The 26,732-nt window shown below is 49.5% G+C and carries 18 protein-coding genes; 5 read left to right on the forward strand and 13 right to left on the reverse strand.

Features of this window, described 5'->3' with window-relative positions:
• Nucleotides 1–80: 80 nt before the first annotated feature.
• On the forward strand, nucleotides 81–1,382 hold the full coding sequence (locus tag GA003_02865; GenBank protein ID QXD28938.1) for a DUF1552 domain-containing protein: 1,302 nt from the start codon (nucleotides 81–83) through the stop codon (nucleotides 1,380–1,382).
• A 13-nt stretch (nucleotides 1,383–1,395) separates the two neighbouring features.
• On the forward strand, nucleotides 1,396–3,846 hold the full coding sequence (locus tag GA003_02870) for a DUF1592 domain-containing protein (GenBank protein QXD28939.1): 2,451 nt from the start codon (nucleotides 1,396–1,398) through the stop codon (nucleotides 3,844–3,846).
• A gap of 15 nt (nucleotides 3,847–3,861) precedes the next feature.
• Here GA003_02870 and GA003_02875 read toward each other — a convergent pair whose 3' ends face one another.
• From GA003_02875 to GA003_02885, 3 genes are all read right to left on the reverse strand, one after another.
• Nucleotides 3,862–4,542, reverse strand: a complete 681-nt coding sequence (locus GA003_02875; protein QXD28940.1) for a sulfatase-like hydrolase/transferase — start codon at nucleotides 4,540–4,542, stop codon at nucleotides 3,862–3,864.
• Between the two features lie 69 nt (nucleotides 4,543–4,611).
• Nucleotides 4,612–5,811, reverse strand: coding sequence for a hypothetical protein (locus GA003_02880; GenBank protein QXD28941.1), 1,200 nt, complete (start codon nucleotides 5,809–5,811; stop codon nucleotides 4,612–4,614).
• Between the two features lie 22 nt (nucleotides 5,812–5,833).
• The gene (locus tag GA003_02885; GenBank protein QXD28942.1) at nucleotides 5,834–6,748 is read right to left on the reverse strand and encodes an isopenicillin N synthase family oxygenase; all 915 of its coding nucleotides are present in this window, start codon (nucleotides 6,746–6,748) and stop codon (nucleotides 5,834–5,836) included.
• Nucleotides 6,749–6,833: 85 nt separating this feature from the next.
• Between GA003_02885 and GA003_02890 the strand changes: the two genes are divergently transcribed.
• Both GA003_02890 and GA003_02895 read left to right on the forward strand, forming a co-directional pair.
• A complete protein-coding gene (locus tag GA003_02890; protein QXD28943.1) occupies nucleotides 6,834–8,066 on the forward strand; it encodes a twin-arginine translocation signal domain-containing protein in 1,233 nt (410 codons plus the stop codon).
• A 24-nt stretch (nucleotides 8,067–8,090) separates the two neighbouring features.
• Entirely contained in the window at nucleotides 8,091–8,774 is a 684-nt protein-coding gene (locus GA003_02895; GenBank protein ID QXD28944.1) for a hypothetical protein, read from the forward strand.
• A 635-nt stretch (nucleotides 8,775–9,409) separates the two neighbouring features.
• Here GA003_02895 and GA003_02900 read toward each other — a convergent pair.
• From GA003_02900 to GA003_02915, 4 genes are all read right to left on the reverse strand, one after another.
• A complete protein-coding gene (locus GA003_02900) occupies nucleotides 9,410–9,706 on the reverse strand; it encodes a hypothetical protein (GenBank protein QXD28945.1) in 297 nt (98 codons plus the stop codon).
• A gap of 220 nt (nucleotides 9,707–9,926) precedes the next feature.
• Nucleotides 9,927–11,684 carry a dienelactone hydrolase family protein gene (locus GA003_02905; protein ID QXD28946.1) on the reverse strand — a complete coding sequence of 586 codons (1,758 nt, stop codon included), beginning with the start codon at nucleotides 11,682–11,684 and terminating at the stop codon, nucleotides 9,927–9,929.
• A 130-nt stretch (nucleotides 11,685–11,814) separates the two neighbouring features.
• The gene (gene rlmB / locus GA003_02910) at nucleotides 11,815–12,411 is read right to left on the reverse strand and encodes a 23S rRNA (guanosine(2251)-2'-O)-methyltransferase RlmB (protein QXD28947.1); all 597 of its coding nucleotides are present in this window, start codon (nucleotides 12,409–12,411) and stop codon (nucleotides 11,815–11,817) included.
• A gap of 47 nt (nucleotides 12,412–12,458) precedes the next feature.
• Nucleotides 12,459–13,802 (reverse strand): non-ribosomal peptide synthetase, encoded by a 1,344-nt coding sequence (locus GA003_02915; protein ID QXD28948.1) that lies wholly within the window; start codon nucleotides 13,800–13,802, stop codon nucleotides 12,459–12,461.
• 283 nt (nucleotides 13,803–14,085) lie between these two features.
• Here GA003_02915 and GA003_02920 point away from each other — a divergent pair, with 283 nt between their 5' ends.
• Entirely contained in the window at nucleotides 14,086–14,508 is a 423-nt protein-coding gene (locus GA003_02920) for a SecC motif-containing protein (protein ID QXD28949.1), read from the forward strand.
• Between the two features lie 920 nt (nucleotides 14,509–15,428).
• Here the strand turns inward: GA003_02920 and GA003_02925 are convergent.
• Genes GA003_02925 through GA003_02950 form a run of 6 tightly spaced genes read right to left on the reverse strand, consistent with a single transcriptional unit; the run spans nucleotide 15,429 to nucleotide 26,719 of the window.
• The gene (locus tag GA003_02925; protein ID QXD28950.1) at nucleotides 15,429–16,427 is read right to left on the reverse strand and encodes a hypothetical protein; all 999 of its coding nucleotides are present in this window, start codon (nucleotides 16,425–16,427) and stop codon (nucleotides 15,429–15,431) included.
• Nucleotides 16,424–18,820 (reverse strand): hypothetical protein, encoded by a 2,397-nt coding sequence (locus GA003_02930; protein ID QXD28951.1) that lies wholly within the window; start codon nucleotides 18,818–18,820, stop codon nucleotides 16,424–16,426. The genes GA003_02925 and GA003_02930 overlap by 4 nt, the downstream gene beginning before the upstream one ends.
• A gap of 13 nt (nucleotides 18,821–18,833) precedes the next feature.
• The gene (locus GA003_02935; GenBank protein ID QXD28952.1) at nucleotides 18,834–22,610 is read right to left on the reverse strand and encodes a hypothetical protein; all 3,777 of its coding nucleotides are present in this window, start codon (nucleotides 22,608–22,610) and stop codon (nucleotides 18,834–18,836) included.
• Entirely contained in the window at nucleotides 22,607–24,655 is a 2,049-nt protein-coding gene (locus tag GA003_02940; GenBank protein ID QXD28953.1) for a BatA domain-containing protein, read from the reverse strand. The genes GA003_02935 and GA003_02940 overlap by 4 nt, the downstream gene beginning before the upstream one ends.
• Nucleotides 24,652–25,584: a DUF58 domain-containing protein gene (locus GA003_02945; GenBank protein QXD28954.1), complete on the reverse strand. Its 933-nt coding sequence runs from the start codon at nucleotides 25,582–25,584 to the stop codon at nucleotides 24,652–24,654. The genes GA003_02940 and GA003_02945 overlap by 4 nt, the downstream gene beginning before the upstream one ends.
• Nucleotides 25,585–25,594: 10 nt before the next feature.
• A complete protein-coding gene (locus GA003_02950) occupies nucleotides 25,595–26,719 on the reverse strand; it encodes a MoxR family ATPase (protein QXD28955.1) in 1,125 nt (374 codons plus the stop codon).
• Nucleotides 26,720–26,732 lie beyond the last annotated feature (13 nt).

The following is a 26,732-nucleotide window of genomic DNA, read 5'->3' on the forward strand; positions in this document are numbered from 1 at the left end:
AAACTCCTGTAAGTCCTAGATCCTACTTTAATCAGAATCCCCGAGGTTTAAGCCTCAACTACCCTAAATTATTTACTTCCATGAAACGCGTGCATTTCAGTTTTGCGAATCATGTCTCACGGCGATCTTTCCTTAAGGGAATCGGCGTTAGTCTGGCGCTTCCGGCTATGGAAAGCATGTTTCCCGCCTTTGCTGCAGCTCCTGTTCAAAACGGCCCGAAACGTCTGGTGGCTGTTGGGAATTCATTCGGCATGTACCAGCCGTCATTCTTTCCAGGCGAAACAGGTTTCGAGTATGCGGCTCCAGAGTTGCTCCAACCTTTGGATAGTCTCCGGAATCAGTTTACCGTTATGTCCAACTTGGACCATGGACTGACTGGGGGGCACTTTTGTGTGCATTCGTTCCTCTCAGGTGTGTTGAAGGTGGATGCGAAGAACATGCCGGATGGAAACATAAGTGTCGATCAGCGCGCTGCAGAAGTGCTCGGCTCCGCAACACGTTTCCCAACGCTCACCGTAGGCTCGAGTGGTGGGTTGCATAATGGTTGTCAGATGTCCTGGACTCGTTCCGGCGTGCGGGTTCCTCCCATCTCGGGACCTCGCGAACTATTTAGAAAACTCTTTGAGCAAGATTCTGAAGCAGGCAAAAAAGCGGCTACGGAAAGATCTGTACTCAAAAAATCGATACTTGATTCAGTCATGGCGGATGCCAAGTCGATGTCGAAGTCTGTGACCGCCCAGGACCGTGATAAGCTCGATGAGTATCTCACCGCCGTAAGGGAAACGGAAGTGAAGGTAGACCAAAGTCGACATTGGATTGGAGTAGCGAAACCGGATGCTCCGATGGATGAACCGAGCAATCAGGGTATCGTTTTGGATTTGCCTACCTTATATGACTTGATCGTGCTAGCCCTGCAGACCGATTCGACACGCATTGCCTCACTAGAAATTTCCAGTGAGCAATTTGATGCATCCATTTTGGGTGTTTCTGGTGGCTATCACCTAACCTCGCACCATGGGCAGGAAGAGAATAAGATCCGTGATCTGGTTAAGCTTGAGCTCTATCAGACTCAACAATTCGCAAATTTCCTTGGCAAATTGAACACCCTCCAGGATGCCTCCACCGGAGGAAGTCTCTTAAATGATTCTATGGTGCTCTTTGGTTCAGGCATGGGAAATTCGAATGCGCATACGAACACCGATCTGCCTATCATTCTTGCGGGAGGTGGATTCAAGCACGGACAGCATATAGCTTTGCCTAAGGAAGGGTATAGAAGATTGCCGTTATCCAATCTTTATCTGTCCATCTTGCACCGAATTGGTATTGAGGATGAATACTTTGCTCACAGCACGGGTACATTGTCGCAGTTGGAAACCACTTGATCCGAGTTTCACTGTGAAGCGCTTTCTAGTTTTCTTTTTTGTAATAGGCTTTGTTCATGTCGACTCCTTGGTCGCAGCAAACTTTGAATCCCAGTTCCGTGAATTCACGGAAGAGTATTGTATTTCGTGTCATGGCCCTAAAAAGCAAAAAGGCGATCGAAGATTTGATGAGCTAACCTTGCCGATTGAAGATTCTGCGACACTGATTCATCTGCAGGACATTCTAGACATCATGAATCTCGGGGAGATGCCTCCCGAAGATGAGGAGAAACAACCCACGGTTGAAGGAGTGCTCCAGATGATCGAAGGGCTCACTCAGACGGTGGAAGCCCATCATGAATTGCTTTCCAGCACGGATCGGCAGACTGTGTTGAGGCGCCTGAATCGCAGGGAGTATCTGAATACCATTCGAGATCTTCTGGGGTTGGATACGAGCCTCTTCGATCCCACTCAGGCATTTCCTAGAGATGAAGAGGATAACCACGTGGATACGCTGGGAGATCAATTGGTGACTTCAAGTTACCTGCTCGACCGCTATGTGGATGCGGCGGATGAAATCATCGAGAAGGTATTTGAGCTTGAAGAAAAACCACCGGTTGAGACCTGGCATTTTACAGATAACTTTCGGGGGTTATCCGGACTGGGTTCGACCATGGAGCAGATTGCTGACTATGAATACATTGCCCTGTTCGAAGTTCCTACGTCTCAGCGCCACGAAGGTGCTTATGGCACTATCCATGATTTCTTGGAGGGTGTGCCCTATGATGGTCGTTACCGCATTCGTTTTCAGGCTGAGTCCAAATACCGTGCCCACGACCACATTGCTCGCGTCTCTACGACCAATCCAGAGCAGTTGCATGAACTGGCTATCGTGCCTGGTGATGAACGGGTGGGGGAGATAGGGATTCCGCAACGAATTGAGCCCACTCTGGCCTCCTTTACGCTGCCTGACGATCAAATGGAATGGTATGAGGCTACTGTGTGGCTGGATGCCGGCTACACACCTCGCTTCACTTTTCCAAACGGGACTAACAATCTGCGGAGTGCCTTCAGGCCTTTGTTTGACGAAATTGCTCCTACGCTTGATGAGGAACTCCAGGATAATTTTGGAAACCGGAAATTTGTGACCCTCGAATACGGAGGGCTTCCTCAAATTCGTATCCATGAGGTTGAGATTACGGGACCGCTTTATGATCAGTGGCCGAGTAAGGCTCAGAAATCAGTTTTGCTAGGTGAATCATTTTCGGCGGAAAAAGTTGCGAAGCTGGTGTCCCGTTTTGCATCCCGAGCCTTTCGTCGTGTGGCAGCGAAGCATGAGGTCGATCAGCTCATGGCCTTCTATGACGTTCGCAGATCATCTGGGTTGTCTGAGTTTCAGGCATTCAAGGATACCCTGAAGCGTGTGCTCTGTTCTCCCGGATTTCTCTATATGGATGAGCCTGGTGATGACGAAGGGCAATTATCCGACCATGCATTGGCTTCACGCTTATCCTACTTTCTCTGGTCTTCGATGCCGGATGAGCCGTTATTGAAACTCGCCTCTCGTGGACAGCTCGGAAAGTCGAGAGTATTGAAGAAACAGATACAGCGAATGCTGAAGGATTCCAAAGCGGAGGCTTTTATCGCAAATTTTGTTGATTTGGTTTTGACCTTGAAAGATCTCGGTTCCCAGCCCCCGGACCGGAAGGCCTTTCAATTCTACTACGAACGGAATCTGCAAAAGTACATGTATGAAGAAACCCGACTGTTCATAGAGCACCTACTTACTAAGAACCGTCCTTTAACGGATTTGGTGGATGCCGATTACACTTTCATAAATGAACCATTGGCAGAGCTTTATGACTATGAGGGTGTGAGTGGATTGGATTTTCGGAAAATTGAGAGATCGGATCCCATACGCAGTGGAGTGTTGGGGCATGCATCCATTCTGACAGTGACTGCGAATGGAATTGATACCTCGCCGGTTATCCGTGGCGTTTGGATCCTTGAAAATATTCTCGGGACGCCTCCATCACCTCCACCCCCAGATGTTGAACCCTTTGATCCGGATACTCGTGGCGCTGTATCTTTGCGCGACCAACTGGAGAAGCATCGCAAGAATCCTACTTGCTACGATTGTCATCGAAAAATTGACCCGCTCGGATTTGCGTTAGAATCTTTCGATCCTATAGGTCGATGGCGCTCCCAGTACGATAACAATCTGGCTGTCGATAGTTCAGGTACGATGTCGGATGGCACGTCTTTTCAAAATACAGCCGAGTTCAAGAGCCACTTGCTCGGTCGTCGTGATCAGATAGCGCGCGCTATTACCAGCAAGTTGTTAACTATAGGAACGGGGCGGCGTATGGAAGCGGGGGACCGGAGGGAGATCGATCTTATCATCGCAAGCGTAGAGGATCGAGGCGATGGCTTTCGCGACCTGATTGAGGAGATGGTCCTTAGTGAGATCTTTTTGAGTAAGTAGTTACAGCCAAATTATTCAGGGTTGGGTCCAATCGAAGGCTTGCGTGTAAGTTCTTCGAGGTAATCTGGGGCCGGACAGAACTTCATTCTTAGGTAGGTGTGTTGCCAGGCGTTTCTTTACAGCTGCGTATTCCGGGTTTTCAGCGAGATTGGAGAATTCGTGTGGATCACTGCGATGATCATAGAGTTCTTCATCTCCGTTTACGTAGTGAATGTAACGCCAATGTTCTGTTCGGACGGAATGATTGCCTGGCATTTGTGTCGTGAGTGCAGGGTAAGGCCAGTTTCGTTTGGGATCTTTTAAAAGCGGAACGAGGCTCCTTCCTTCGAGCCCCAATTTTTCAGGCAGTTGGCACAGCTCAATCAGTGTCGGGAAAAGATCGATGAGCCCAACCGCTTTTGGGCTGCTGCTTGCCGGGGTGGTGATTCCTGGAGCACAAATGATGAGTGGTACCCGAGTCGACTCCTCCCAGAGCGAGCGTTTTTCCCAGTGCATTTTCTCACCAATGTGAAATCCGTGATCAGACCACAAGACTATGAGTGTGTTGTTGGCGTAGTCACTTTTATCGAATGCTTCCAGCAACTTGCCGACGCAATGGTCGGTAAAGGTCGCGGTTGCCAGGTAGGACGCGACGGCTTTGTGCCAAAGTCCGAGGAAGAGGCAAACAGTTAGGAGTAATAAGGGATGTCTTTTCATCTCGAATGTAAATTAACTGAGATTAACCTGTGTTTGCAAACGACTAACACAAGGTGGGATGAGAAGAGATCATTCAAGTTCCAGTTCTGCGTAGCGGCGTTTGATGGCTTCTTTAATTTGTGGATCCACGGATGCTTGGAGCAGGTAATGGTCCCCAGGCGTCCATCCATCGAAACTTGAATAATAAGTTGAGGTTCTCCGCTTTAGTTCATCATCGGAAATGGGAGAAAGGTTCAGCTTCTCTTCTAAGGACCGGAGTAAGAAGGTAGCTGCCATTTGATTGGCGGCTTCATCCCAGTGACCATCGTTTTCAAAATGCCAGTCTTGGTAATCGTACTGTTCGATATTGTCGTAGAATAGTTTAAACAAATCTACGGTATCGATTTCGGGCGGAATGAAATGCCTGCTCTGGTATTCCTGAAGGCGGGGTAGGAGAACCACATGGAATTGAGCTCCTTGGTTTTCCGCTGTTTGTTTCCATTCGAAGAGTAAGGCTTTGAAGATCGCGACGACGCTTGCCAACTCCGCCGTCTGTTTTCCTTTAAAGGCTGCATTTTCAAGGAGCACCCCCGCCTCATCCTGAAACCGCGTTGCCTGGGCGCGTTTTTGGAAGGTGCCGATTATGAGATAGGTCAGGTGGAAGCGGCCCACGGTTTTTTTCCACAAGGACGTCGGCTGGGCCTGGGTTTGAATCAATTGCCCAGACTCATCTAACTCGAAGAGATCATTTTCATAAATGTTCCTGAGGTCGTTGACGCAAAATAAATAATAGATGTGATCCAGTTCATCCGAGAATTCAAAATCTCGATAGCTTAGGAAAGATTGGCCGGTGCCATAGCCGTCGACTCCAAAGTTCAACACATTGAAAGGGGAACCACTTTCGTTCAGAAGATAGTCGAGGAATTCTACAAAGGTTTGTTGAGCTGGTAGTCTCAGGTTTTCCAGGAAGGAATCACCAAAGAATCCGATGTTGGTAGCCTCTTTGATTGCCTTGGGCTTGACGTCCCTGTGCTGCCGCAAAGAAAGATTATTGTGGTAGACCGGATGCGACTTTCCGGTGTCGGGATGCTCACGTGTGTAATGGGTGTTTTTCGTCCTTACCCAAATACGGCTCATGCTTCGCTCATACTTGGCATCGGCAGCGTATTCATATTTTGGATAGAAAACGCGAAGTCCCACTTCGAATGCTCCGAGTGGGAGGAGAAGAGAAACAATAACAAGGGCGCCTTTCGAGAGAAAGTGCCCGGTCCTCCCCTGTGATGTTCTCACAATACCTGTTTATCCTCAGACTTTAACCGGCCTGAGAAGCAAGTATGCATTGCTGAATGTGTTCACCTGCGGTTATGGGTCCGTATTTGGCTGGTGACTCTGCGGTAATACAACTCGGAATAGTTTCAATCAGTACATCCGGATCCGGGTCGCTAAAGAATGCGATGGATTGTCTTCCATTCTTCATAGCTGCTGGACGTGGTACTACCCGGTGCGGGGTCGATTTGAAAAAATCATTGCTCCAGCGAGAAATTAAATCGCCGGTATTGATGACGACGGTTCCGGGGATGGGGGGCGCGGGGATCCAGTCGCCTTCGAGGTTTTGAACTTCCAAGCCTCCTGCATCATCTTGGAAGAGCACCGTGAGTGTTCCGTAGTCAGTGTGTGCGCCGGCTCCGAGTTGTCCTTCTGCTGCTCCCTCTACAGGTGGGTAATGAAGTAAGCGGAGCGTTTGAGTAAGTCCGGTATGCCTTGCATCAAAGAAACCAGGCTCTAGATCGAGCGCGATTTCAAAGGCACCCATTACATTCGAAGCGATGTTGCAGACACGGTTATAAAAGACGCGCATGAACGCTTCGAACTGAGGATTCGGCCACAGTTCTGGGCCGCTTGGCAGGCGTTTCAAATTGCGACTCGTGAAGGTTTCTTTCAAGTCAGCTGGTTTGCTTGGGTTGAGTGCTTCTCCCTGCATCTTTCCGTAGCCGTGATTGAACTCCACGTTGAAGGGCACCTTCAGCTTTTCATCACTGTGGAAAAGTGAGTAGGCGATATCGAAGGCTGCTTCCAAAAGGTCATCCGACATCCCAAAATTTTTAAGGTAAGTAAAACCAACTTCGTGGGCAGCGGTATAGATTTCTTGGGCTACTTTTTCTCGGCCTGCTTGTGTGCCTTCGAGATAGGGACCCATATCAATGATCGGAATGTCTGAATCGCTCATATCAGCTAGTTCTAGTAGTTTTGGAGGTAAAGAGAAGTAAAAGTTCACATTGCATTGAAGAAACTTCCTTAGCATGCTCCATGCCATGAATCGACGACGCTTTCTAGGAGGACTAGCCGCTGCAGGCTTGGCTGCCAGTACCAGATTTTCAAACGTGGCGTTAGCCAATCACCATGAGGATACTAAGCTGAAAATCACCTCGGTGGATGCCTATCCTGTGAAACTGTGGGAGCGCTCTGACCAAGGAAAGTTACCAGAGTTTACCTCAGACTTCGATCCGAAGCGTTGGCGATACAAAGGACCGTTTGCTCAGCTGGCTAGCGCCATCATTGTGGTGATCAAGACCAATCAAGGTATCACCGGATTTGGCATGGGTGCTGGCGGGGCAGTTGCCTGTAAGATTATTGAGGGGCATTTACGCCATCTGCTTATCGGTACGAATCCCCTCAATATCGAGCTGCTCTGGGATCAAATGTACACCGCCGGGGATTTTTATGGTCGTCGTGGAGTATTTGTCATGGGCCTGAGTGGTGTGGACAATGCCCTTTGGGATATTCTCGGAAAACATGCCAATCAACCCGTTTACCGTTTACTGGGCGGCACGACGAAAGAACGAATTCCGGTTTACCACACAGGCACGCCCGATGTAGTGGAGAATGGATTGAAGCTAAATATCCAACACTTCAAAGTCGTTACGTGGAATGGTCTCGCTGAAGGAGAGGAAGGGAAGCAACAAACCATCAAAGATCTGGATGCTGTTCGCAAAAAACTAGGTAATGACAAAACCATGATGATCGAATGCGTGGCCGGTTGGGATGATACCGACTTCGTCATCGATATGGCACGTCGAATGGAGCACCTGAACCTTTACTGGATCGAAGAACCCTTATCGCCTGACAACATCCTGGGTTACGAACGACTCGTAAAAGAAATCTCCAGTACGCGTATCGCGAACGGCGAACACGAGTATACGCGTTTCGGATTCGCCGAATTGATCCGTCACAAAGCGGCCGATGTGCTTCAGCCCGATGTGACTTGGTGTGGTGGTGTAACATCATTGAGACGAATCGCAGCTATGGCCGCAGCCAACGATCTTGAGTTTACACCTCACCGAGGGGGTTGTCTTTACGGTTTGCCCCTTTGTCTCTCATCTACCCAGTGCAATTGGGCCGAGAGTTTTGGCACTACGGACGATGGGACTGACCTGATGAATGCGATGAGTGCTCCGTTTGAGGATGGACATTATTTACCATCCGACGAACCTGGGTTCGGTACTGCTCTTACAGAAAAGATGGTTTTAGAGCATGTATTGGCCTAGCCGTCATTTCCCCAAATACACCCTATGCAAAAAATAGCCCTACTCATTTCTTTTGTGCTGTTGGTGAATTTCGCATCAGCGAAATCTACCTATCAGCTTTCCACTCCAGGAAAACTGCTGCTCAGTGAGGACTTCGGTTCGGCTGAGCTACCCGAACTCTTTACAGTGGGTGTAGGAGATTGGGCGATCATTGAGGGTACGCTTCGAGGCAGGCAGCAACCTGAAGATAAGCATACAGCTTTTCGGAAGATCTACCTCGACCACTACCATGTCATTTACGAATACGATATGAAGCTGGAAGGTGCAGGCTTTACCCGCCTGATGATCAACTGGGATCTGGTGCACGTTTCCAAAGGAGAGATCCACCTCGACAAGGCTCAGGTGTATAAAATCAAAGAAAAAGGAAAGCGGGACCAAATGGCTGCACAGAACCGCGATCAGGGACTTGATCCATTACAAGGTAACTACGAGGAAAAAACACACCCTGTGAACGAGGTGCCATTGAACCTGAAAGCAGGGCAATGGTACCACGTCATTCTCGAATCGGTAGGCGACAAGATGTGTTTACAGATCGATGGTCAAACTGTGATGGCAGAGCACGTGGGTTTTACAGAGAAGAAAGACAACTTTGGTTTTCAAGCTGGTGGCTATAATACTCACCTCTACATCGACAACGTTCGAGTCAGAGAGGCGATTCCCAAAAGGTAGTTGGAGTACGGATAAACGATTCTATATTGTGATGCAGGTCATTCATAGTTGATTTCTTTTCTTGGTATGAAATCAATTCGTTAGAAATTAAGACCAAGTATTGGAAGCATTGCTGTCTCTCGAAGTCGCTGCCGTTTCGAAGAATTAAAAAAATTGTTAATACATTTCAGCAGCCGCATTGAAGTTAGCTCCAGCAACTGGTTTTCATGTGCACTGATGGAGTTATGATTACAGAATATTATTCAACTCTTCCACCTCAGCAGGAATCGAAATTTCAAGTTGGGTCAGTTCATGTGAACAGGAAAGGGTCTTACGAGATCTTGGCCATTAATAATCCTCAAGCTAAGATACGTTATCAGGATGGTACCGAAACCGTGTGTAACTTGTCTGCTTTGCGCAGAATCGAGGCCAATCTTTTAAGCAACTAAGTCCGCTTAGAAGTTGATCATTCCCTGTTGCTTGCGACGGGGTTTCTCATCAGGCATATCGCCGACGGCGAGTCCCTGCTTTGTGGTTCAATAGGCATTTACCCTGTAGCATTCTGCGGGAGTAGCTTATTAAAGAAATCGGGGTCTTTTGAATCGAGTTTTTAAGCTAGAGATCGTCCACGTTGCTCATCAGGTAGAACGAGTTTCTCAGATAGTTCCGACTGGATCTCCTTTACGAGGCATGAGGATTGCAATTCCGAATATGATGCCTGCCCCAATGATTGCTCCTAGTATGGCGCATAGATAAGTGAGCGCATCAAAGCTTCCAGCCTCGGCTCCATTCATAATCTGAATGATCCCATAGATCACGACCCCAGAAAATTCGCCAATGAGCCAAGCGATTACCAGTAGTAATTGCATCCAAATGGTGGACTCATAGCCCTTGTTGTTTAGGAGTTTTCCCAGTTGTGTCCAAAGGAACCAGATGGCGATTATTTCTAACATGTGAGTGGCTTAAGTGATGTTATAACATTTTTCCAAATAACTCTCCGACGACGATTCTGGAGATAGGTTTCGATCTTACTAAGAAATCCACTGACTTAGGCGGGGAAAATATAGCGAATCGAGGATCGATACTGGAAGAATGAGAAGAGCACTAAGGAGGGGTGTCTTTTTCATCCCTTGAATGTAAGAATGCCAAGTAAGTGGTCAACGCATCATTGAATCAAGGGATCTCTCCTCTAAGTCTGTAAAAGGTCCCCACTTCGATCTCTAACGCTTCAGCTTGAAGCCACATGTCTGACTCCGTTCCGGTAAACGCCAGGTTGGTCGCAAGCTCCGAAGAGAAATCGTAGGAACCCAAAACGACCCAAGAATCCTTCAGCGTGGTGGATTTTTCCAAATAGAATATACCGCTCGCAGTTTCCTCTGTTCGAATCGGGAAGCTTACCAAGAGACTATTTCCATCGATTACAAACGAGGCAGTCCGTTGTGCCCCTTCGGCTTCATTGCCATACAAAAAGTCCATGAGCTCTGGAATGCCATTGGCGTTTTGATCTTTATTGGGCTGGTCCGGATCAATGCCTTTCAGCTCTCCGCAATAAGCAAAGTTGAGTGGCCAGGGTTCGACCATCAGTTCCATGGCATTGAGATAAGCATATCGACCAGCCCCGTTCGGACTCGGTGCCACGATAATTTCGAGATTGCCCTCATTGTCTGCAACCATTCTGGGAAGGGTCGCAATATCGCCCCCATTATCAGTGGCGTCCAAATCGACCGACCGTCCATTGACGGTAAACTGGGTCATCCTATCAATCGATCCGTCGGTACCACTTTTAGCGGCAAAGAAACTGAGCCGGAAGGATTGGTCTGTGGGTAATTGGCTGAGTACGATACTGGCTGGGTGTGTGAGAGCCGCCTCGTGTCCTTCTTCACTACCGGTCCACCAGTAGTCCGCCGTAACCTGTGACGGATACAATTCCCCGGTGGAAGTTCCTTCGTCGTCCATGCCTTCAAATCCATCATTGATAGCCAGGCCGACTTGCCTGGGAGCACCATCCGAGTTGAGCAAGCCAGTGAGCACTTGGATGGGATCGCTTGGATCTACGGAAATATTATTCCATGTTGTTCCATTGGGTTGTCTGTGATTCCAGCCGAAATCGAAAAGGAGGGTCTCTTCGTCCTGGAGGGGTGAATAAGCGTAGGGCGTCTCTGGTAATGTTTTTGAAAACATCCAGGCATAGAGTGAATCATTTAAATCTTCTTCTGGTCCGCCTTCCCAAATATCGGTAAATCCAGTTTCATCTGCGTAAATGGGGGACCAATCATTGTGAGCAAAGCCGGGCAGTTTTGTGAATCGAGGCTGTCCACCGGCATCCTTGATATCCTTGATCATGTTGGTGGTCTCCGCGAGATCGACGATTGGGTCGTTGTCACCGTGGAATGCCCAAAGGGGAATCCCCGATGAACCTAATAGCGTTGTGGCCTCATATTTCGCACGCGCAGAGAACGGAACCCCTGCAGCAAATATATCTAAGCCTTTGGAAGCGGCATCCCAGGTTCCTCGACCACCCACGGATATTCCGGTTATATATATTCGGTTTGGATCCACTGGCAGGCTCGCTGCCAAGGTCTCAACGAGTTGCCGGAGAACTATGGGATCCCAGTATTGGTAGGGAGGAGGGGGCTCAGGGGCTTGAGGGGCCAACAGGAATGCCGGATACTCGTTGCCCATACATGAATCGATCAGTGGCTGGATGTGGGAGATAACGTGTTTCTCATTATCATCTCCGCTTTCAAAGGATCCATGCAGAAATAGTATGAGGGGGAGGCGATTTTCAGGACTGGCACTCTCTGGGGAGTAAAGCCGGTAAATATATCCTGCAAATCCCGTCGTACTCCCTTCGATAGGGTCAACCTGAGCCTTTAGACTAGTTGCTAAGAGCAGCGTGATGACAGCGATAGAGCTCGAAATGCGATTCATTTAAGTAGTGGAGTTGTCCATGAGATTTGGATCACCGAAAATATTGAATCCAATGTTGATCGAATGAAGGGGACGAACCGAAGTCGCGGGATGCATAAACAGGCTTTCTGACAGCTTTTTAACGGAGCATCTAATACTCCTCCTGCTTACGCCTGTTTTGCCGAACCACTTCGTAGAGGCATACTCCGGTTGCCACAGATATATTCAGGCACGGGACCTCTCCCACCATCGGAATGGAGATCAAGTCATCGCAGGTGTCCATAGTCAGCCTGCGAAGTCCGCTTCCCTCTGATCCCATGACGATACCAATAGGGCCGGTCAGATTCTTGTCGTATAGATCATGAGTCGCTTGATCCGATGTTCCGATGAGAAACAAACCAGCTTCCTTCATCTTGTTCATCGATTGTGCTAGATTGGTCACTTGGACTAAAGGCACCGATTCTGCGCCCCCTGAAGCAACTTGGCGAACCGTTTCGGTGATAGAAGCAGCTTTATTCTTCGGAGTCACAACAGCTAGAACACCTGCGGCATCCGCTGTGCGTAGACAAGCTCCCAAATTGTGGGGATCTTCGATGCAGTCGAGGATGAGCACGGTTGGACTTTTGAGCTCGAAGATTTTGTCATACAACTCTTCTTCCGACATGCGGGGTAGGGGTGCGTTCAGGTCAGCGTGCTGGCTGCCCCGGTCCCGGTTGAATGCTCTGGATTTCTGATTTCGTCTAGCCATGGTGTGGGTCAGATGAAACCATCTTCGTCCTTGGGATCAACTCTCGATTATCTGTCATCTGGTCCGTCAGGCTCTCCTGTCGTTTCTTCCAAACTTTTTTCAAGGCACTTGACCAGCCCTGCCAAAGTAGGATTCTCTACTATTTCTTTCTGCGTTAGTCTTAAGGAGTAGTCTTTCTCTATTTTATTTATCAGACGAATTGCAGTGAGCGAGGTTCCTCCAAGTTCAATCAGGTTGCTCTCCAAATATATCTCTGATCCGGGAAATAAGTCCTCCCAATAGCTTGCGAGTGATTTTTCAATTTGAGAATGAGGCTTATTTTTGGGTGTGCTTCTACCGTTGTCATTGATTTCAGACTTATCGGGCATCCTTCCCAAGTATTCGAGGCAACCATCGTGATTAAGGTTTCCCAAGTCTCTTGATCTCCAGATTCGCTGGTCAAGCTTCTCCGGATTCGGGATAAAGTGTTCCAGGGTTTTGTTTGGGTCATTCCAATAACCGGGGCTGATGTAAGGACTGCTTACAACGATCTCGCCCGGTCCTTCTGTTTGCAGGTTTCCGTCAGCCCCAATTGTATATACTTTCATATCTTCCACGGGGTGCCCAACCGATACCGGATGTTTCGGCAACGTGGAGGCTTTATCAAAAAAGAACTGGTGGAAAATACCAGTTTCCGTTGTGCCCAGTCCATTGACCAAACGACAAGCCGGTGGAGCAAGCTCTTGGTAGGTAGCCAAGTCCTCAGGCCAGGATGGGTCACCTTCCAGACGAATCCATCTCAGCTTTGAGTGTCGACTTTTCCGGTTCAATGCGAAGCGAAACAACTCCGGCACGGAATGGTAAATAGTGATTCCCTTATCTAGAAGCCAGTCGGGCAATTCCGCCACATCACTAGATTGTATCCTTTTAGGGAATACACTTGCTCCATTAAGGAGTGCTCCAAACTGACTGGAAAGGCAGGCGCTGAGGTTGGGTGCATGTAGGAGGCTCAAACGATCACTGGAACTGATTCCCAGGCTGTTGGTGTATCGCATGACATTGTGTAACAGGTTTCGATGGGTATCCATGACTCCCTTGGGAGCGCCGGTAGAGCCACTCGTGAAATATACATATGCCAATGATGTGGGTTCGATTGGGATAGTTGGATTGTCGACTGATAGGCCGCCGTCGAGTGTGTCCAAGCAGATGATTGGAATCTTGAAGTTGTCCAATTCTCCAAAAGATTTCAGAGAGCTACTTTCAATAATGATCGCTTCTGGATTTAAGCGTTTAAGTAGTTTCAAAGCAGCATCCGGGGCGGACTGTGGATCCAAGGGTGTATAGAAAAGGCCTGCCTTTAATATGCCCAAACCGGCGGAGATGAGTAATGAACCTTGATCACATAGCGTCACTACCGGGCCATTCTTCAGGCCGAGTCCAAGTAGAGCGTGAGCAATTTGATTGGCGGATTCGTTGAGCTGCTTGTAACTGAGTTTGCCCTATTTATCTTGGACGGCCAAACGATCAGTGTAACGACAGACCTGCTTCTCAAACCGACTGGGAATCGATTGTTCAATTTCAGATTTTGGAAACAGGTTCATTGGGAATCAGAGGGTTCAAATCGCACAAGAGCTTCTACTTTACGATTACTATTTTGTTTTGCTCAATCGTCATTCTTCTGAAGGCTCATCCCCAATGAGTCCGAGGCCTAAATCTATGGTGAGGGGTGATTCTCTCTGTCCTTGTAAGAGTACGCAAACGTACTACGACTGCTGCATGCCTTTTCATCATGGTAAAGCAAAGCCAACTACGGCCGAACAGTTGATGCGTTCTCGCTACAGCGCCTACTTCTTCCGGCGTGTGGATTACCTCGTTGATACGACTCATCCAGATACCAGGGCAAAGAACCTCAAGCAGGAATTACAAAATACTATTAACGACGTCAACTGGAGCTATTTAAACATCGTTGATGTTGTAAACGGTGGTAAAGATGACAAGACGGGCAAAGTCGAATTCGTTGCCGATTACTATGTTAACGGAGAACTACACCAACTCCAGGAACGATCTCGCTTTCGGAAATTTAAAGGGGCCTGGAAATATTTGGACGGTAAGCAGTAACAATTAAAGTGAGCCGAACGGGTCTTCTTGTGCTCGCTCTTGTTAAAGGCACATTAGGAATGCCCGCCTGGATTCGGGTTTTGAGAGATTACATTCCTTGAGTCTTTAAAATTCAATTATTAGGGGAAAAAGAGATTTTAGAATTTGCCATATCTCCAACTACCCTATATCTAGTAACGGCTTTATTATGGTTTTCCTTCTCTTGGCTTGTTTGAGGTAATGGAAAGGATATCTGCCCAAGAAATTTAATTTTTAAATCCTCCTCCCCTTGAAGTTTTTATTCCCTCTGGCAGTCCTATCTTTATCCCTGTGGTCTTCAGCTGCACTATCCGGCCAGATCTTATACAGTGACCTCCAAAATATATCCATTCCTAACGGTCTTGATGGAGTTTACCTCAAATTAGAGCCATTGGATTCAGGCCCATCGGAAGGATCAGTGCCGGATAGGATCTCAACCCCTACTTTGGAGTAGCCGCGTTTCTCTTTTCTTCAAGCAGTTTTACTCCCGCTCGTGCTGGGAATCTAGACACGGATCGTATCCTAGCTTTTGATGCGGGAGATTTAATCAATGGATCTAGTGGGAGTTTCGTCAGCGGACCCGGTGGTTCGGCTACTCACCTAGGAGTGAACTATGATCAATTTTTTATAGGTACCCCAAGTTACTTAGGCTTTCAGTTTTTACCGGATGGATCCACCTGCACCGTTTTTGGTTGGATGAAAGTGACGCTGACAAACAACCTGGCTGGGGCCCTTATCTACGAGAGTTCAGGGGGAAGTATTATCGCAGGAGCATCCGCTATCCCAGAACCGGGTACCGCTACCCTAATACTGGGTGGGATTTCTATGCTGGTTGTTTATACAATCAAGCGAAAGCGAAGTGCTCTCTAATGGGTCATCTCGATTGCATGACCGCCTAAGACTCAAGAGCCTTCTTCTTCGACACTGGGGGCTACCAGATTTCCCTGATCGTCCGTCTTTAGGTAAATTCCAGACAGCTGAAGTAGAAGTACTTCTAACGCTTCGTAGTATTCCTCTTCTTGCAGCTGATCCTTCCGCTTACGAAGTAATTCAAGTTCAGCCTCAAGGCCATCGCGATCGATGCGTTGCTCGGGAGAGAGGAGTTTCTCAAGTTCGGAAGGTATGAGCGCGATTTGGTGGGAACGAAACCCGTCAGTTTCCTGGTCACCTTTTGCTCGTTTGGTGACACGGGTGCCTCGAAACCAATCGGGTGGTGTGCCAAGTTTGTCGCCGTTGTCATCAAGAAGTGAATGTTCGGATGCCAGCCGTGCCTCTCCTGTATAAAAGGCATCTACGTAATTGGCTGTGGTTAGAAAGGCTTCCAGTAAAGAAGTCTGCCCATCCTGGTCGATATCCCCTTCCTCGTTGGAAATGACATCTGCAAAGAACTCCCCGAATCGGGCATAATTGATTTCGTCTGGATTGCGAGTTGCGGAGATTAGAATGCGATTACGTCCTGTGAGTGATGTCAGAAATTCGCTACCGGCGGATCCACCGTGGATCATGATAAATGTCCGAGTCATGGCCGGAAGCCAGACTTCCATGTCTCCGGCGGATAGGTCAGGTCCTGTTAGATTGAGGTAAGCATCGCGACGATTGTGGGTGCCGTGTCCAATATAAACGATCCATGCGGGGATGGTGCTGGCTGTATCCAAGTTTTGGATCCATTCTTTGATCCGATCTTTGTCATTCGTATCGCCTGCATGCTCTAAGCCAATAACGGTAATCTCAGCCTCTGCTTTCTCTCCGGCTTCTAGCCAGGCCTCTGCAGCATCTGAAAACCCTTGAGCATATTTCTTTTCACCGGCGGCGCCAACGATGACCAGAATATCGTGGTTGATGGCCTGCGAACTGATCGTGGCCGCCAAAAGGATCAAACAATGAATAAAGAATGTTCTCATGCGAGTCCTCTCATTCTTCTAACCGCCCATTCCAATAGGAAGCATATTAAGATAGCCATAAACCACCAGCTCTTATGCCAGAGTGGGGTGGTGTAGACTTCGGTCACAGGTGCTGGGTTGCGGGCCAACAAGTCACTTAGCTTTCCCAATTCAGAAAACCCAAGGACTTGTCCTCCGGTTTTACTGGCAAGGTTTTCCAGAAGCGGCCGGTTAGGTTCCAGTGAACGGAATTCATCGGCTGCAGGGTCGAGTACCCAGCCTGCTTCAGCCGTTCCCAGTACGGCACCTTCGGAATCTGTAACTTCGACCGTGGCCAAATAGGCTCCGGCATCGCGTGCTTGAAATTCGCTGACAAAGTGTCCCGGGGAGTCTGATACGGGTTCAGCGTAAACGGTGACCTCTTCAAATCCACCTTCTGCCGATTCATCCCCCAGCTTTGAAACTCTTTGGATGGTAATTCGTGACTGAGCCAAATCGACCGGTTGGTATGATTTATCTCTGGCGATGACTTTAAGCTGAGTCGTTTCACCTTGTTTTTCAGTCTGTAGTTCAACCTGTAACACATTGTCGGTAACTAGCCAGCGCGTGAGCTGTCTCCAGAAACGCGCCAGGTCAGCCTGCTCTTCAGCGCTTTTTAGTCCCCAGCGCCAGAGATCACCGATTGCCAAGCATGCGACTCTTCCAGATCCAAAAGGTTGAGCTACGAGACCCGGGTAACGATTACCGCTCCGATCGCTGGCTTCAACCAGAACTTGGGCACCTGGCTTTAGACTACTCAAAGCATTGAGCACTTTGAAATAGGGCATGGCGCGTTGTCTCTCGCGCTCCTCAGATTCAATGGGTCTTACTCGCACCCAGGGTTCTACCCAACCTTCACGGGTCAGCTCCCATTGTAATTCTGTTTGTGGAGCTACTGCTGGCTCGCGATCCAGGTAGACGGGCATCGCAGCGGCCAAGGGAGTTTCTGCATAGTCACCATTGTTGAGTGCGTCTGCGCCGCCTAGGAGCAGTAGACCTCCGCCACGTTCGCTAGCAAAACGTCGGAGCAGAGACAGCTGGTCAAAGGAAAAGAATTCAGCTTCCACGTCGTCAATAATGACAGCATCATATTCAAATAGGACCTCAGGGGTCTTCGGAAATCCTCCCAATAGCTCATCCTCATCCCGGGTATTAATACGCACGAGTACCGGCTGGTCGTAGCGCTCCGTTTCGTCTTCCCGGCCAAATCCCCGGTAAAGTGGATTGCTTGATTCTCCGGAGCGTCCTTTGAATTCGAATTTGGGTTCGCGGCGGGCTACTCGGATGAGCCCGACCAGACCCATTTGATGATCTTCCGCCAGGGCGCGATTGAGAAACTTAAATTCCCAGTTCGGCCGACCACTGACATATAGAATCCGATATTCTTGCTGCCCTTGATCGAGCATAAACAGGCGACGATTATTCAAGGTGGTTGCTTCTTCTGGATCCAGGGTATCTTCAGTAAGGTTGGTATCCTCGGTTTGCTCAGCGGCGACCTCGTAGAATTGAATGCCTGAATCCAGTGGTCTCCAGCGAAAGTTTATGGCCTGTGGTTCGCTGGCACTTCTACCGGATACTCTTACCGGATCCGGGAGATAGTCTGCATCGGTCTCACTACCCAGGCTGTTTTCTGTGTCCAGGGCTCGGACTTTTACATCTACCGATTTACGGTATCCACCACGGCTGGCGACCTCAGCGGTCAGTGTCACCGGTGCATCGTCAAAAGCTGTTTGCCGAATTTCGATTCGGTCAATGCTTACATCCGGCATCTGTCCAGGATTCCCAACCACGATGGGGTAGACGGGTGGCAAGTCTGGTAGCATGGCTAGGCTTTCATCGAGATCCGTGGCGTTGCCATCGGTTAACACCACGACTCCTGCCAAGGGCAGTCCATTAAAACGATCCGCCAGGCTTTCTAATGATTGCCCTAAGTTGCTGCGATCTCCTTCGAAATCGAGCTGGGTAAAATCCGGTATGCGACGTAGGTCTCGGTCGAACTGGTAAGGACGTACCTGGAAGGCGTCATTCAAGTCGGCCAGCCAACTGCTTTCTATGCCCGTCAGGTAATCAAGCATCGTATCTCCACGAGTGAGCTCTGCACCGTTTTCTTTCAGTTGTAGTCCTTGGCTGTTGTCCGAGATGACCGCCACGATATTGGCTCCGCGTGCCGCGCGTTCCGAAGTCCAATTGGGTTCCAGTAGAAATAATAGAATGAAGAAAATCCCCAGAATACGGAAGGCGAGGGGAAGCCAGAATTTACCTCTTACGGGTCCCAACGGTTTCCATCCATACCATGCCAACGGTACTAGGACAACTGCGGCCAGTAATATCAGCCACCAGGATTCTGCGTTAATAAATGTGATCGATCCTATCATCTAAGTGGTACGCCTAGCTATCTCCTCCCAGTGCTTCATAATATTTCTTCACAGAGTTGGCAAACTTGGGCGGTACGGGATCTCGATCGATAGGTTGTAAAGTATCCGGTTTGTCCTTACGCAGCAGTTCCTGTTGAACCCAGGATTCCACTTCTCTAATCGGTTTCAAAATCGAGTCGTCAATGTCTTCCCATTGTGGTGGGTTTCCATGGCGTTTAAATTCAGCGCGCATGCGTTCAGCTTGTTCTCGAGCTTCTTGCATTTGTTGGCGGGCTTCTGGAAGATCGAGTAGCTCTTCCACGGTGCGAACTCGCTCATTCCAATCGACAAAATTATCTCCAGTGATGGGGCCGTCCCAACTTCCACCCTGATTATTCCACGAACGGATCAGGTCATTGATGTCTTGGAGTTGGCCACCGCCACCTCCACCACCGCCGCCAGTTGCTTGTGTTCTTCCTGGTTGTTGCCCTGGTTGTGGTTGTCCACTTTGAGAACCTCCACCACCTTGCTGGCTACCCCCTTGTGCCAAAGATTCAGACGGCTGGCTGCCGGGTTGACTTCCACCTTGTTGGCCTCCCTGTTGTTGGCCTGATTGTTGTCCGCCTGGTTGCTGTCCCGGTTGTTGCCCGGGTTGTTGACCTTGTGATTGGGCCAGTTGTCCCTCCTGTTCTTCTCCTTGCCCTGGTCCTTGACCAGGTTGTTGGCCTTGCTGAGATGGATTTTGTCCGTCCTGTTGTTGTCCAGGAGTTTGACCGGCTTGCTGGCCTTCCTGTTGCGATGGATTACTACGACGCTCGCCTTGTTGACCGGCTGACGGGTTTCCACCTTCTTGTTGATTACCCGCGTCCGCGAGGGATCCTTCCGGTCTTTCCTGTTCCAAGTCGTTTAACAAATCGTCGAGTTCTTCCTGTGCGAAACGCAAAGCCGTGGTTTCGTCACCCATGACACTCGAAGCCGCTTCTTCAACCGCGTCGGCGAGTTCGTTCAAAGACTGCTGCAACCCAGGTTGCATTTGCTGGACCTGATCAAGGAATCCCCGTTCTACGAGTTCCTTTGCAACGCCCAGGTTTTCTCCCGTTTCATTTTGATTTTGGCGACGAAGCAGATCGTATAGTTTTCGGTGCAGGGTGGGTTCACCAGTTTCGGAGTCCTCAGTAATCTCACGTAAGTCGCGCATGAGTGCTTCCAGGTCTTCCTGTTGCCGATTGTATTGCTCGGTTACTTCTTGTCTATTTCCAGATCCATCGAGCGTAGGCGCTATTTCGTTTTGTAAGCGATCCAACTCCTCCGAAATATTTCTTTGATTTTCCGCTAATTCCCGAGCTGCATCCCTAACCTGACGCATGGATTCAGAAAACTGGCTCGAGGTTGATTCTTTAAATTCATCCTTCAGCTCCTCCAGGTTTTCTTGAGCGCGACTACCAGCGGCCAGTGCCTGAGAAACTTGCTCCTCTTGGAGTGATTCACTAATGTTTCGCATATCCTCACGAGCTTCCTGAAGTTGTTCACCAGCTTGCCGCATTTCTCTGTCTTGAGGCAGCGTATCCATGCGCTGTTGGACTTCGTCCATTTGTGTGACCATAGTGCGCTGCTCTTCTTCAAGGCGTTTCAGCTCGCGTCGTATTTTGTCTCGTTCTTCTTCGTCCTCCGCAGCAGCCAAGGCTGTTTGCAATTCCCGCAATCGTTCATTTACCTGTTGTTGGCGACGGGCCAGCTCACTGAGTTTACTCAACACTTCCAGCTGTTGCCTCTCTTCCGGGGAGGTCAGTGCCTGAGCCTGGCTTTCAGTCTCATAGCGATTTTCCTCATCGTTAAAATCCAGTTGATTCAGCTGGCGTTGGTTCCGGTTTTGTCCACCGCCGCCTCCTCCGCCTTGTTGGCGACCTTGAGTCACTCTCATCTCACGTGGACGCATGCTTAGAAGGGATTGGTAAGCGCCTTGGGTTGCCAGCCAGGCTTCCTCAAGGGGATCTTCAGAGACTTTGTCGACCACTTCAGTGAAGTGCTCAATCGCTTGCTCCATGAATTCGCCGGCTTGATTTGCTGCATCCAGGAGTCGTTCTTCTTCGAGTTCCATTTTGGTTTGTTCCAACTGCATCTGTGCTTGTTGTTGGGAATCCAAAATGATCTGTGAGTCTTCCCCAAAGCGGTCATCGCCTTCGCCTCGTTGCATGAGTTTGAAGGTAGCGATGGCAATCTCTCTCTGTTGTTCGAGTAACTCCTGCTCTTGTTGAGAGCCACCGCCTCCTCCGCCACCGCCGCCGCCACCTTCACCTTCGCGGTAGATTTCTTCCAGCGAGCGTACTTCGGCGTAGTAAATATCGCTTAATGAGCGCCGTGACTCACCATCGACTCCATAGTCTTCGGCCCAGGCAAACCAGCTGACTAGTTGATCTACTTCCACCGCTTCTTCTTCAAGAGCGTATAGGCGATTGAAATTTGCCTGGAGTGCGTCGGGATCTCCGCTTTTGAGAGACACATATTCTGGCGCGCTGGAACCAATTGCAACGGCCATGCCGTAGTCGATCAAACCAAAATCGTCATTGGCTTTGGCTTCCAAGGTAAGCTCTTCAATGGGTGAAACCGCTTGGTCGCCTTTGGGGAACGTGAGTTCGAGCGTCGGCTTTTCGTTGTCGCGTACTTCGATACGAACATCCGGCGGGTAGGAATTGCCCCGACCTTGATCATCGGTGAGGTGCAAGTGGTAGCGTAAGGATTCAGTGAGAACGATTTCTGTCCCGAATTTTGTGTTTTCCGGATTTTTAGGGGATAAGGCAATACGTGCTCCATCGCGGTCAACTAGTTCCACCTTGGCGAGAGGTTTGTTAACGAGAAATTGGTAATTCAAACGAGTGCCCTCTGCCGCGCTCACGCGTCGAGTATCCTCAATCAGTCGATCTCGTATACCGGTATAGTTGGGATAATCGAGAAACGCATCGGCCTGAACGAGTGCGGGTAGATCGTACACGTCCATGCGATAGGTCTGTGTTTCATTTCCAGGATACTCTACGTAATAGTGGGCCGCTTCTTCGACCGAAGCCAAGGTGTAAGCAAATATAGGGTCGGAGAGACTTTGGGCCATCGGATAACGAAGGGTCGTCCCATCATCTTGTTGGAGAATGAGTGTAGCTGTTCTTGGAAAATCTCCTTTGAACCGCGCAGCAATCACCAGTGCCGAGCTTCTTTCAACTTCGACGTCGCCGGGTGTGACTTCTACAGACGATACAAGGACCGGCATAGTGGGAGCATCAATCCAATGGCTTTCTCCTTTTGAAAACCAGGATAGTGATCCTAGGCCCAGCACGAGTATGAGTGCACCAAAATGTTTTAATCGAAGCTGCCGCTGTTTTCTTTTTCCTGTGTCTTCCCAGTATTGGAAAAATGAGAACTGCAAAGCACTCGTAATTACTTTCTCTTGGAGGAAATTGTAACCTTCAACCGGGCGCTTTTGTTCTGAGGCAGTGGTCAGCATGTTGCCGAGCTCAGGAAATTTTTCTTCAACTGATTTCGCTGTCTCGCTGAAGTCTAGCGGCGTCTTCAGTTGGCCTAAAAGGTTGAGGAACCAGGTTACTAAAACAACCCCACATACAGCTGGAAATATCAGATTGCTGGTGGCGGGCCAGAATGTGCGTGTTCCCAGAATGAGTACTATGATACCGGCGGCCATTAACCAGCGTTTGCTACTGGCCTGGTAAAGTCTGTTCTCTCGTAGTCGTTTGGCAGCAGCCAGGAGCTCTTTGCGAATTCTTGGGTCTATATTTCTGGCTTCCTTGTTTTGTGCGATGGTCATGCTTCTGCAGTGGCCGCTCCTCTTCGGCTCAGGGTAATGGAAACGAGGCTTTCGAGGGCCAGTACAAGCGCGGTTAGGATGAGTAACCAGCGCCAGAGCTTTTGCTCGCCCTCTAGCTCAATGGCATTTTTAGCGGCGGTTCGTTCCTCGCTTAAGGAATCCGGGACGATCAATTTGGCCGGTTCCAGAGGGACTCCCAGTTTTTCCCATGTATCAAAAGGCAATGGATCAATCCGGCTTTCGTCGTGGTGCATATTCATTGCTACCCAGTGAGATTGATCGTTCTGGTTTAACTGATAAAGTCCGGGTGAATTCGGTGTGGTCTCGAGTGATTCCCCATCTTGATTTAGCCAAGTGACTTCTTTGCCACCCGAAAGCCGGGTGGGTTCATTTACAAAGGCCATTGTGGGCAGGGAAGGTCCTCCAATCGAGGTTTCGATGAACTGTTGCAACCAGGGGACGAACTTTGAGAAGAGTACCCATTGGCCTGCTTGAGGTGTCCAATCGCCACCCCATATCATGAGTTTTCCCTGACCGACCGGAACTTCTACAATTGCGGCAGGGCCTTCATCAAATTTTGCAAGTATCCGTGCTTCAGATCCTGCAGGAGGTTCTAGAGCATGCGGCTCCCAGAATCGTACGTTGGCAAAGTTATTGTAACGTGGGTCGGCAAATATTTTGAAAACCGGGTGCTCAAAATCAATAGTTCCCAGAAGTCCATAGTCGCGGGTGAGGGCCGGGGATTGCCAGCCTGGATCGTCGGTGAGCGAGCGGATAAGCTCAAGTTGGGCAGTGTCCTTAAACAAGAGCAGTGCAGATCCTCCTCCTGTCAGAAATTGTTTTGTCTCTGAGATTTCATTCGCGTCAGGCGTGTTGAGGATCATGACAAGGGTATCCTCTTGCCAATTTTCCCAGCTATTTTCTACGGCCCCAACTTCAACAACGGGATCTTCTAATCCTTCTGTCGATCGGAGAATATAGAACAGTGGGTCTTTCGGGTCATTTGCTTCTTCGCTCCCTGCAACTAATATGTCCACGGATCGAATGTTTTCAGTGGCTACGTATAGGTCGTTATCGAAGGACTCACCATCGCCCTCTACCTGAATGAGAAAAGGATTCACTTGCTCATCCGGTATATCCATGAGGAAGAGTCTTCGGTCGCCGGCTTGAGTGTAGATGCTCTGGGGTTCTCCTACAGGGTCTCCGTTCAAGGCATCTACTGCTTTCAACGTAATGCTCTGATTTTCGCCCGTGGTAATGAGGCTGATTCGCGCTTTGCGTGGGCCTTCTCCAATCTTTGACCAGCCTAACCATTGAATCCCAACGTTACTTTCTCCGCTACTCACAGTGGATTCGAATTCCACTACGCAATCATCCGGCCAATCTCGACCGGCTAGTCCGGCTAAGCGAGTTCCGGTAGTAAGGTCAGAAAATATCCTCACTGTTTTAACGGCATCCTGGTCGCTGTTTTCGGCGAGTTGTTCCAGCTCGTCGATGGCCGCATTGATGCCGCTGTCAAGATAGCTGGCTCCCCAGGTCGGGTTGCGATCGGCCATCAATCCATTCAGTAAGGTCAGCCGCTCATTTGGAGGTGTTTTCTCCCAGAGCTCGTCAGACAGGATGTGAGCGACGCGGTCAGAGACGCCCAGTATACTCAGTCGATGATCGAGTCCGTTCTCTTTGACCCAGTTGGAAACTTGTGTCTTTGCGGCCTCCCAGTGTCCTCCTCTTTGCATACTGGCGCTCTCATCTAGTATAAGGACGGTGTGCTGGATTTGGGCATTTTCAGGCAGCACGGGAATCTCTTTATCGAAAAAGGGTCGGGCGAATCCAAATGCCAAGAGGGCAATAATCAGGCAGCGAAGCAGCAAGAGCCATAGGTGTTGCAAGCTGCTCTTTTTCTGCAACCGGGGAGGAGAGGCACTTAAAAACTGGGTCGCACTAAACTCAACCCGATCTCGAGTGGCTCTGCGTATAAGGTGAAATACGATAGGTCCGGCAATTGCCAGAGCACCAAGCAGAAACCATGGAGCTAAAAAACTCATGAAGTGCTCCTTGGGTTGATCCGAGTAACATTGCGTGCAATACCACTCCGTTTAATAAGATCCAGCAGGACGTAATCCAAGGGTGTGTCGCTTGTGATCGATTGAAATGAGACACCTCGCTCCTCAATTACGGCTTTCACTGCCGACTGGTGAGTGGATAGCTTTTCCTGGTATTCTTTTTTAGCTACCTCGGGGTCAATATACAGGCGTTGCCCCGTTTCCATGTCCTCCCAGTGGGCGGCACGGCCAAAGTTGAGAGATACTTCTGCAGGGTCCAGTATTTGAATAGCCCGAACATCATGTCTCATAGCAGACAAGTGCCCCAACTCTGTGCCCCAGCTGTCGGGTGGTGTCAGGAAATCGGATACGACTAAGATTAAGCTCCGTTTTCGACTGAGCATCGCTACTTCCTCAAGCGCATGTCCGAGGTTTGTTTCGCGGCCTTCAGGTTTCGTTTCCAATTTGGAAAGGAGCAGTCTTAAGTGCCCCGGGCGCCAACGGGGGGGCACGTATTCCCTTATCTCGGAGTCAAAGAGAGAAAGTCCTACAACGTCGCGCTGATGTAGAAGGAAATAAGCAAGCGTTGCGGCCAGGGTGCTCGCATATTCGGCCTTGTTGTAGTCCAGTGACCCGAACGACATGGATTTGCTTGTATCCAGGATAATGTGACACCTAAGGTTGGTTTCGTCTTCGAATTTTTTAATGTACTCTCGATCGGTGCGGGCGAGGGCTTTCCAATCCAGGTAACGCAGATCGTCGCCTGGACTGTATTGGCGATACTCTGTAAACTCTACGGAGAAACCTTCGAGTGGGCTTCGGTGCATCCCTGACCATAGGCCTTCCACAACCACACGTGCCCGGAGCTCCAGATCGCGGATGGCGATGAGGGCTTTCGGATCTATACCGGTGCTGGGCAAAGAGTCAGGCATGGATGTAAGATTATGAAACAGTTTCCTGAACGGCTTCTACCAGCTTGGCGATTACCTGCTCTATCGTAGCTCCTTCTGCTTCTGCTCGGTAGTTGAGTAGGACGCGGTGACGTAGTACGGGGGCAGCGAGTTTGCGAATGTCCTCAATGCCGACATGGGCGCGTCCTTCCCAGAGGGCGAGTGCCTTTGCCCCCAACACGAGTGCTTGGGCTGCACGGGTGCCAGCTCCCCAGTTGATCCAACCCTTCACGAAGTCAGGAGCATTGGAGTCGCTCGGGCGTGATGCGGCAGTGAGTCGAACAGCGTAGCGAACAATGTCTTCAGACACTGGAACTTGGCTGACGAGCTTTTGGAAAGCCATGGCATCCTCAGCGGTAAACACGGGTTCGATCGGCTCGCCTAAACGGGCAGTCGTTTGTTGGACAACGGCTACCTCATCGTCTTCAGGTAAGTAGTCGATCAGAACATTGAAAAGGAATCTGTCTAACTGCGCCTCAGGTAGCGGATAGGTGCCTTCCATTTCTACGGGATTTTGCGTGGCCAGAACGAAAAAGGGCTCCTCCAGTGCATGACGTTCGCCTGCAGCGGTGACTTGGTGCTCTTGCATCGATTCCAAGAGAGCGGCCTGAGTCTTCGGTGGAGTTCGATTGATCTCATCAGCCAAGATGATGTTCGCAAAAATGGGCCCCTTTACAAAGCTGAGTTTTCTACCCTCTGGAGTGTCGGTCAAAATCTCCGTGCCGGTAATATCGGCTGGCATTAGATCGGGCGTAAATTGAATCCGGTTAAAGTTGAGCTGAAAAATCTGGGCGACGGATTTCACCAACAATGTTTTAGCCAATCCAGGAGCACCCGTGAGTAGACAGTGGCCGCCGCAAAGCAGTGTGAGAAGAATTTGATCGATGACCTCTTCCTGCCCAATAATGACTTTACCCAATTCCGCTTTCACTCGTTCCCGTCCCTCTTGAAGCCGTTCGAAGGCGGCTTCGTCTTCCTTATGAGGATTCGGTTTGGCTGGTGGCTGAGGTTCCGGTGCGGGTTCCGGCGCAGTCTCAGTAGCTTCACTGGCTACTTCGTTTTCTTCAGCCGGCGCTTCTTCGATCTCGGGTTCGGTTTCTGGATTGGTGTCGCTCATAAAGTGAGAGTTA

It is taken from the genome of Opitutia bacterium ISCC 52, from assembly GCA_014529675.2.
Lineage (GTDB): Bacteria > Verrucomicrobiota > Verrucomicrobiia > Opitutales > UBA2995 > UBA2995.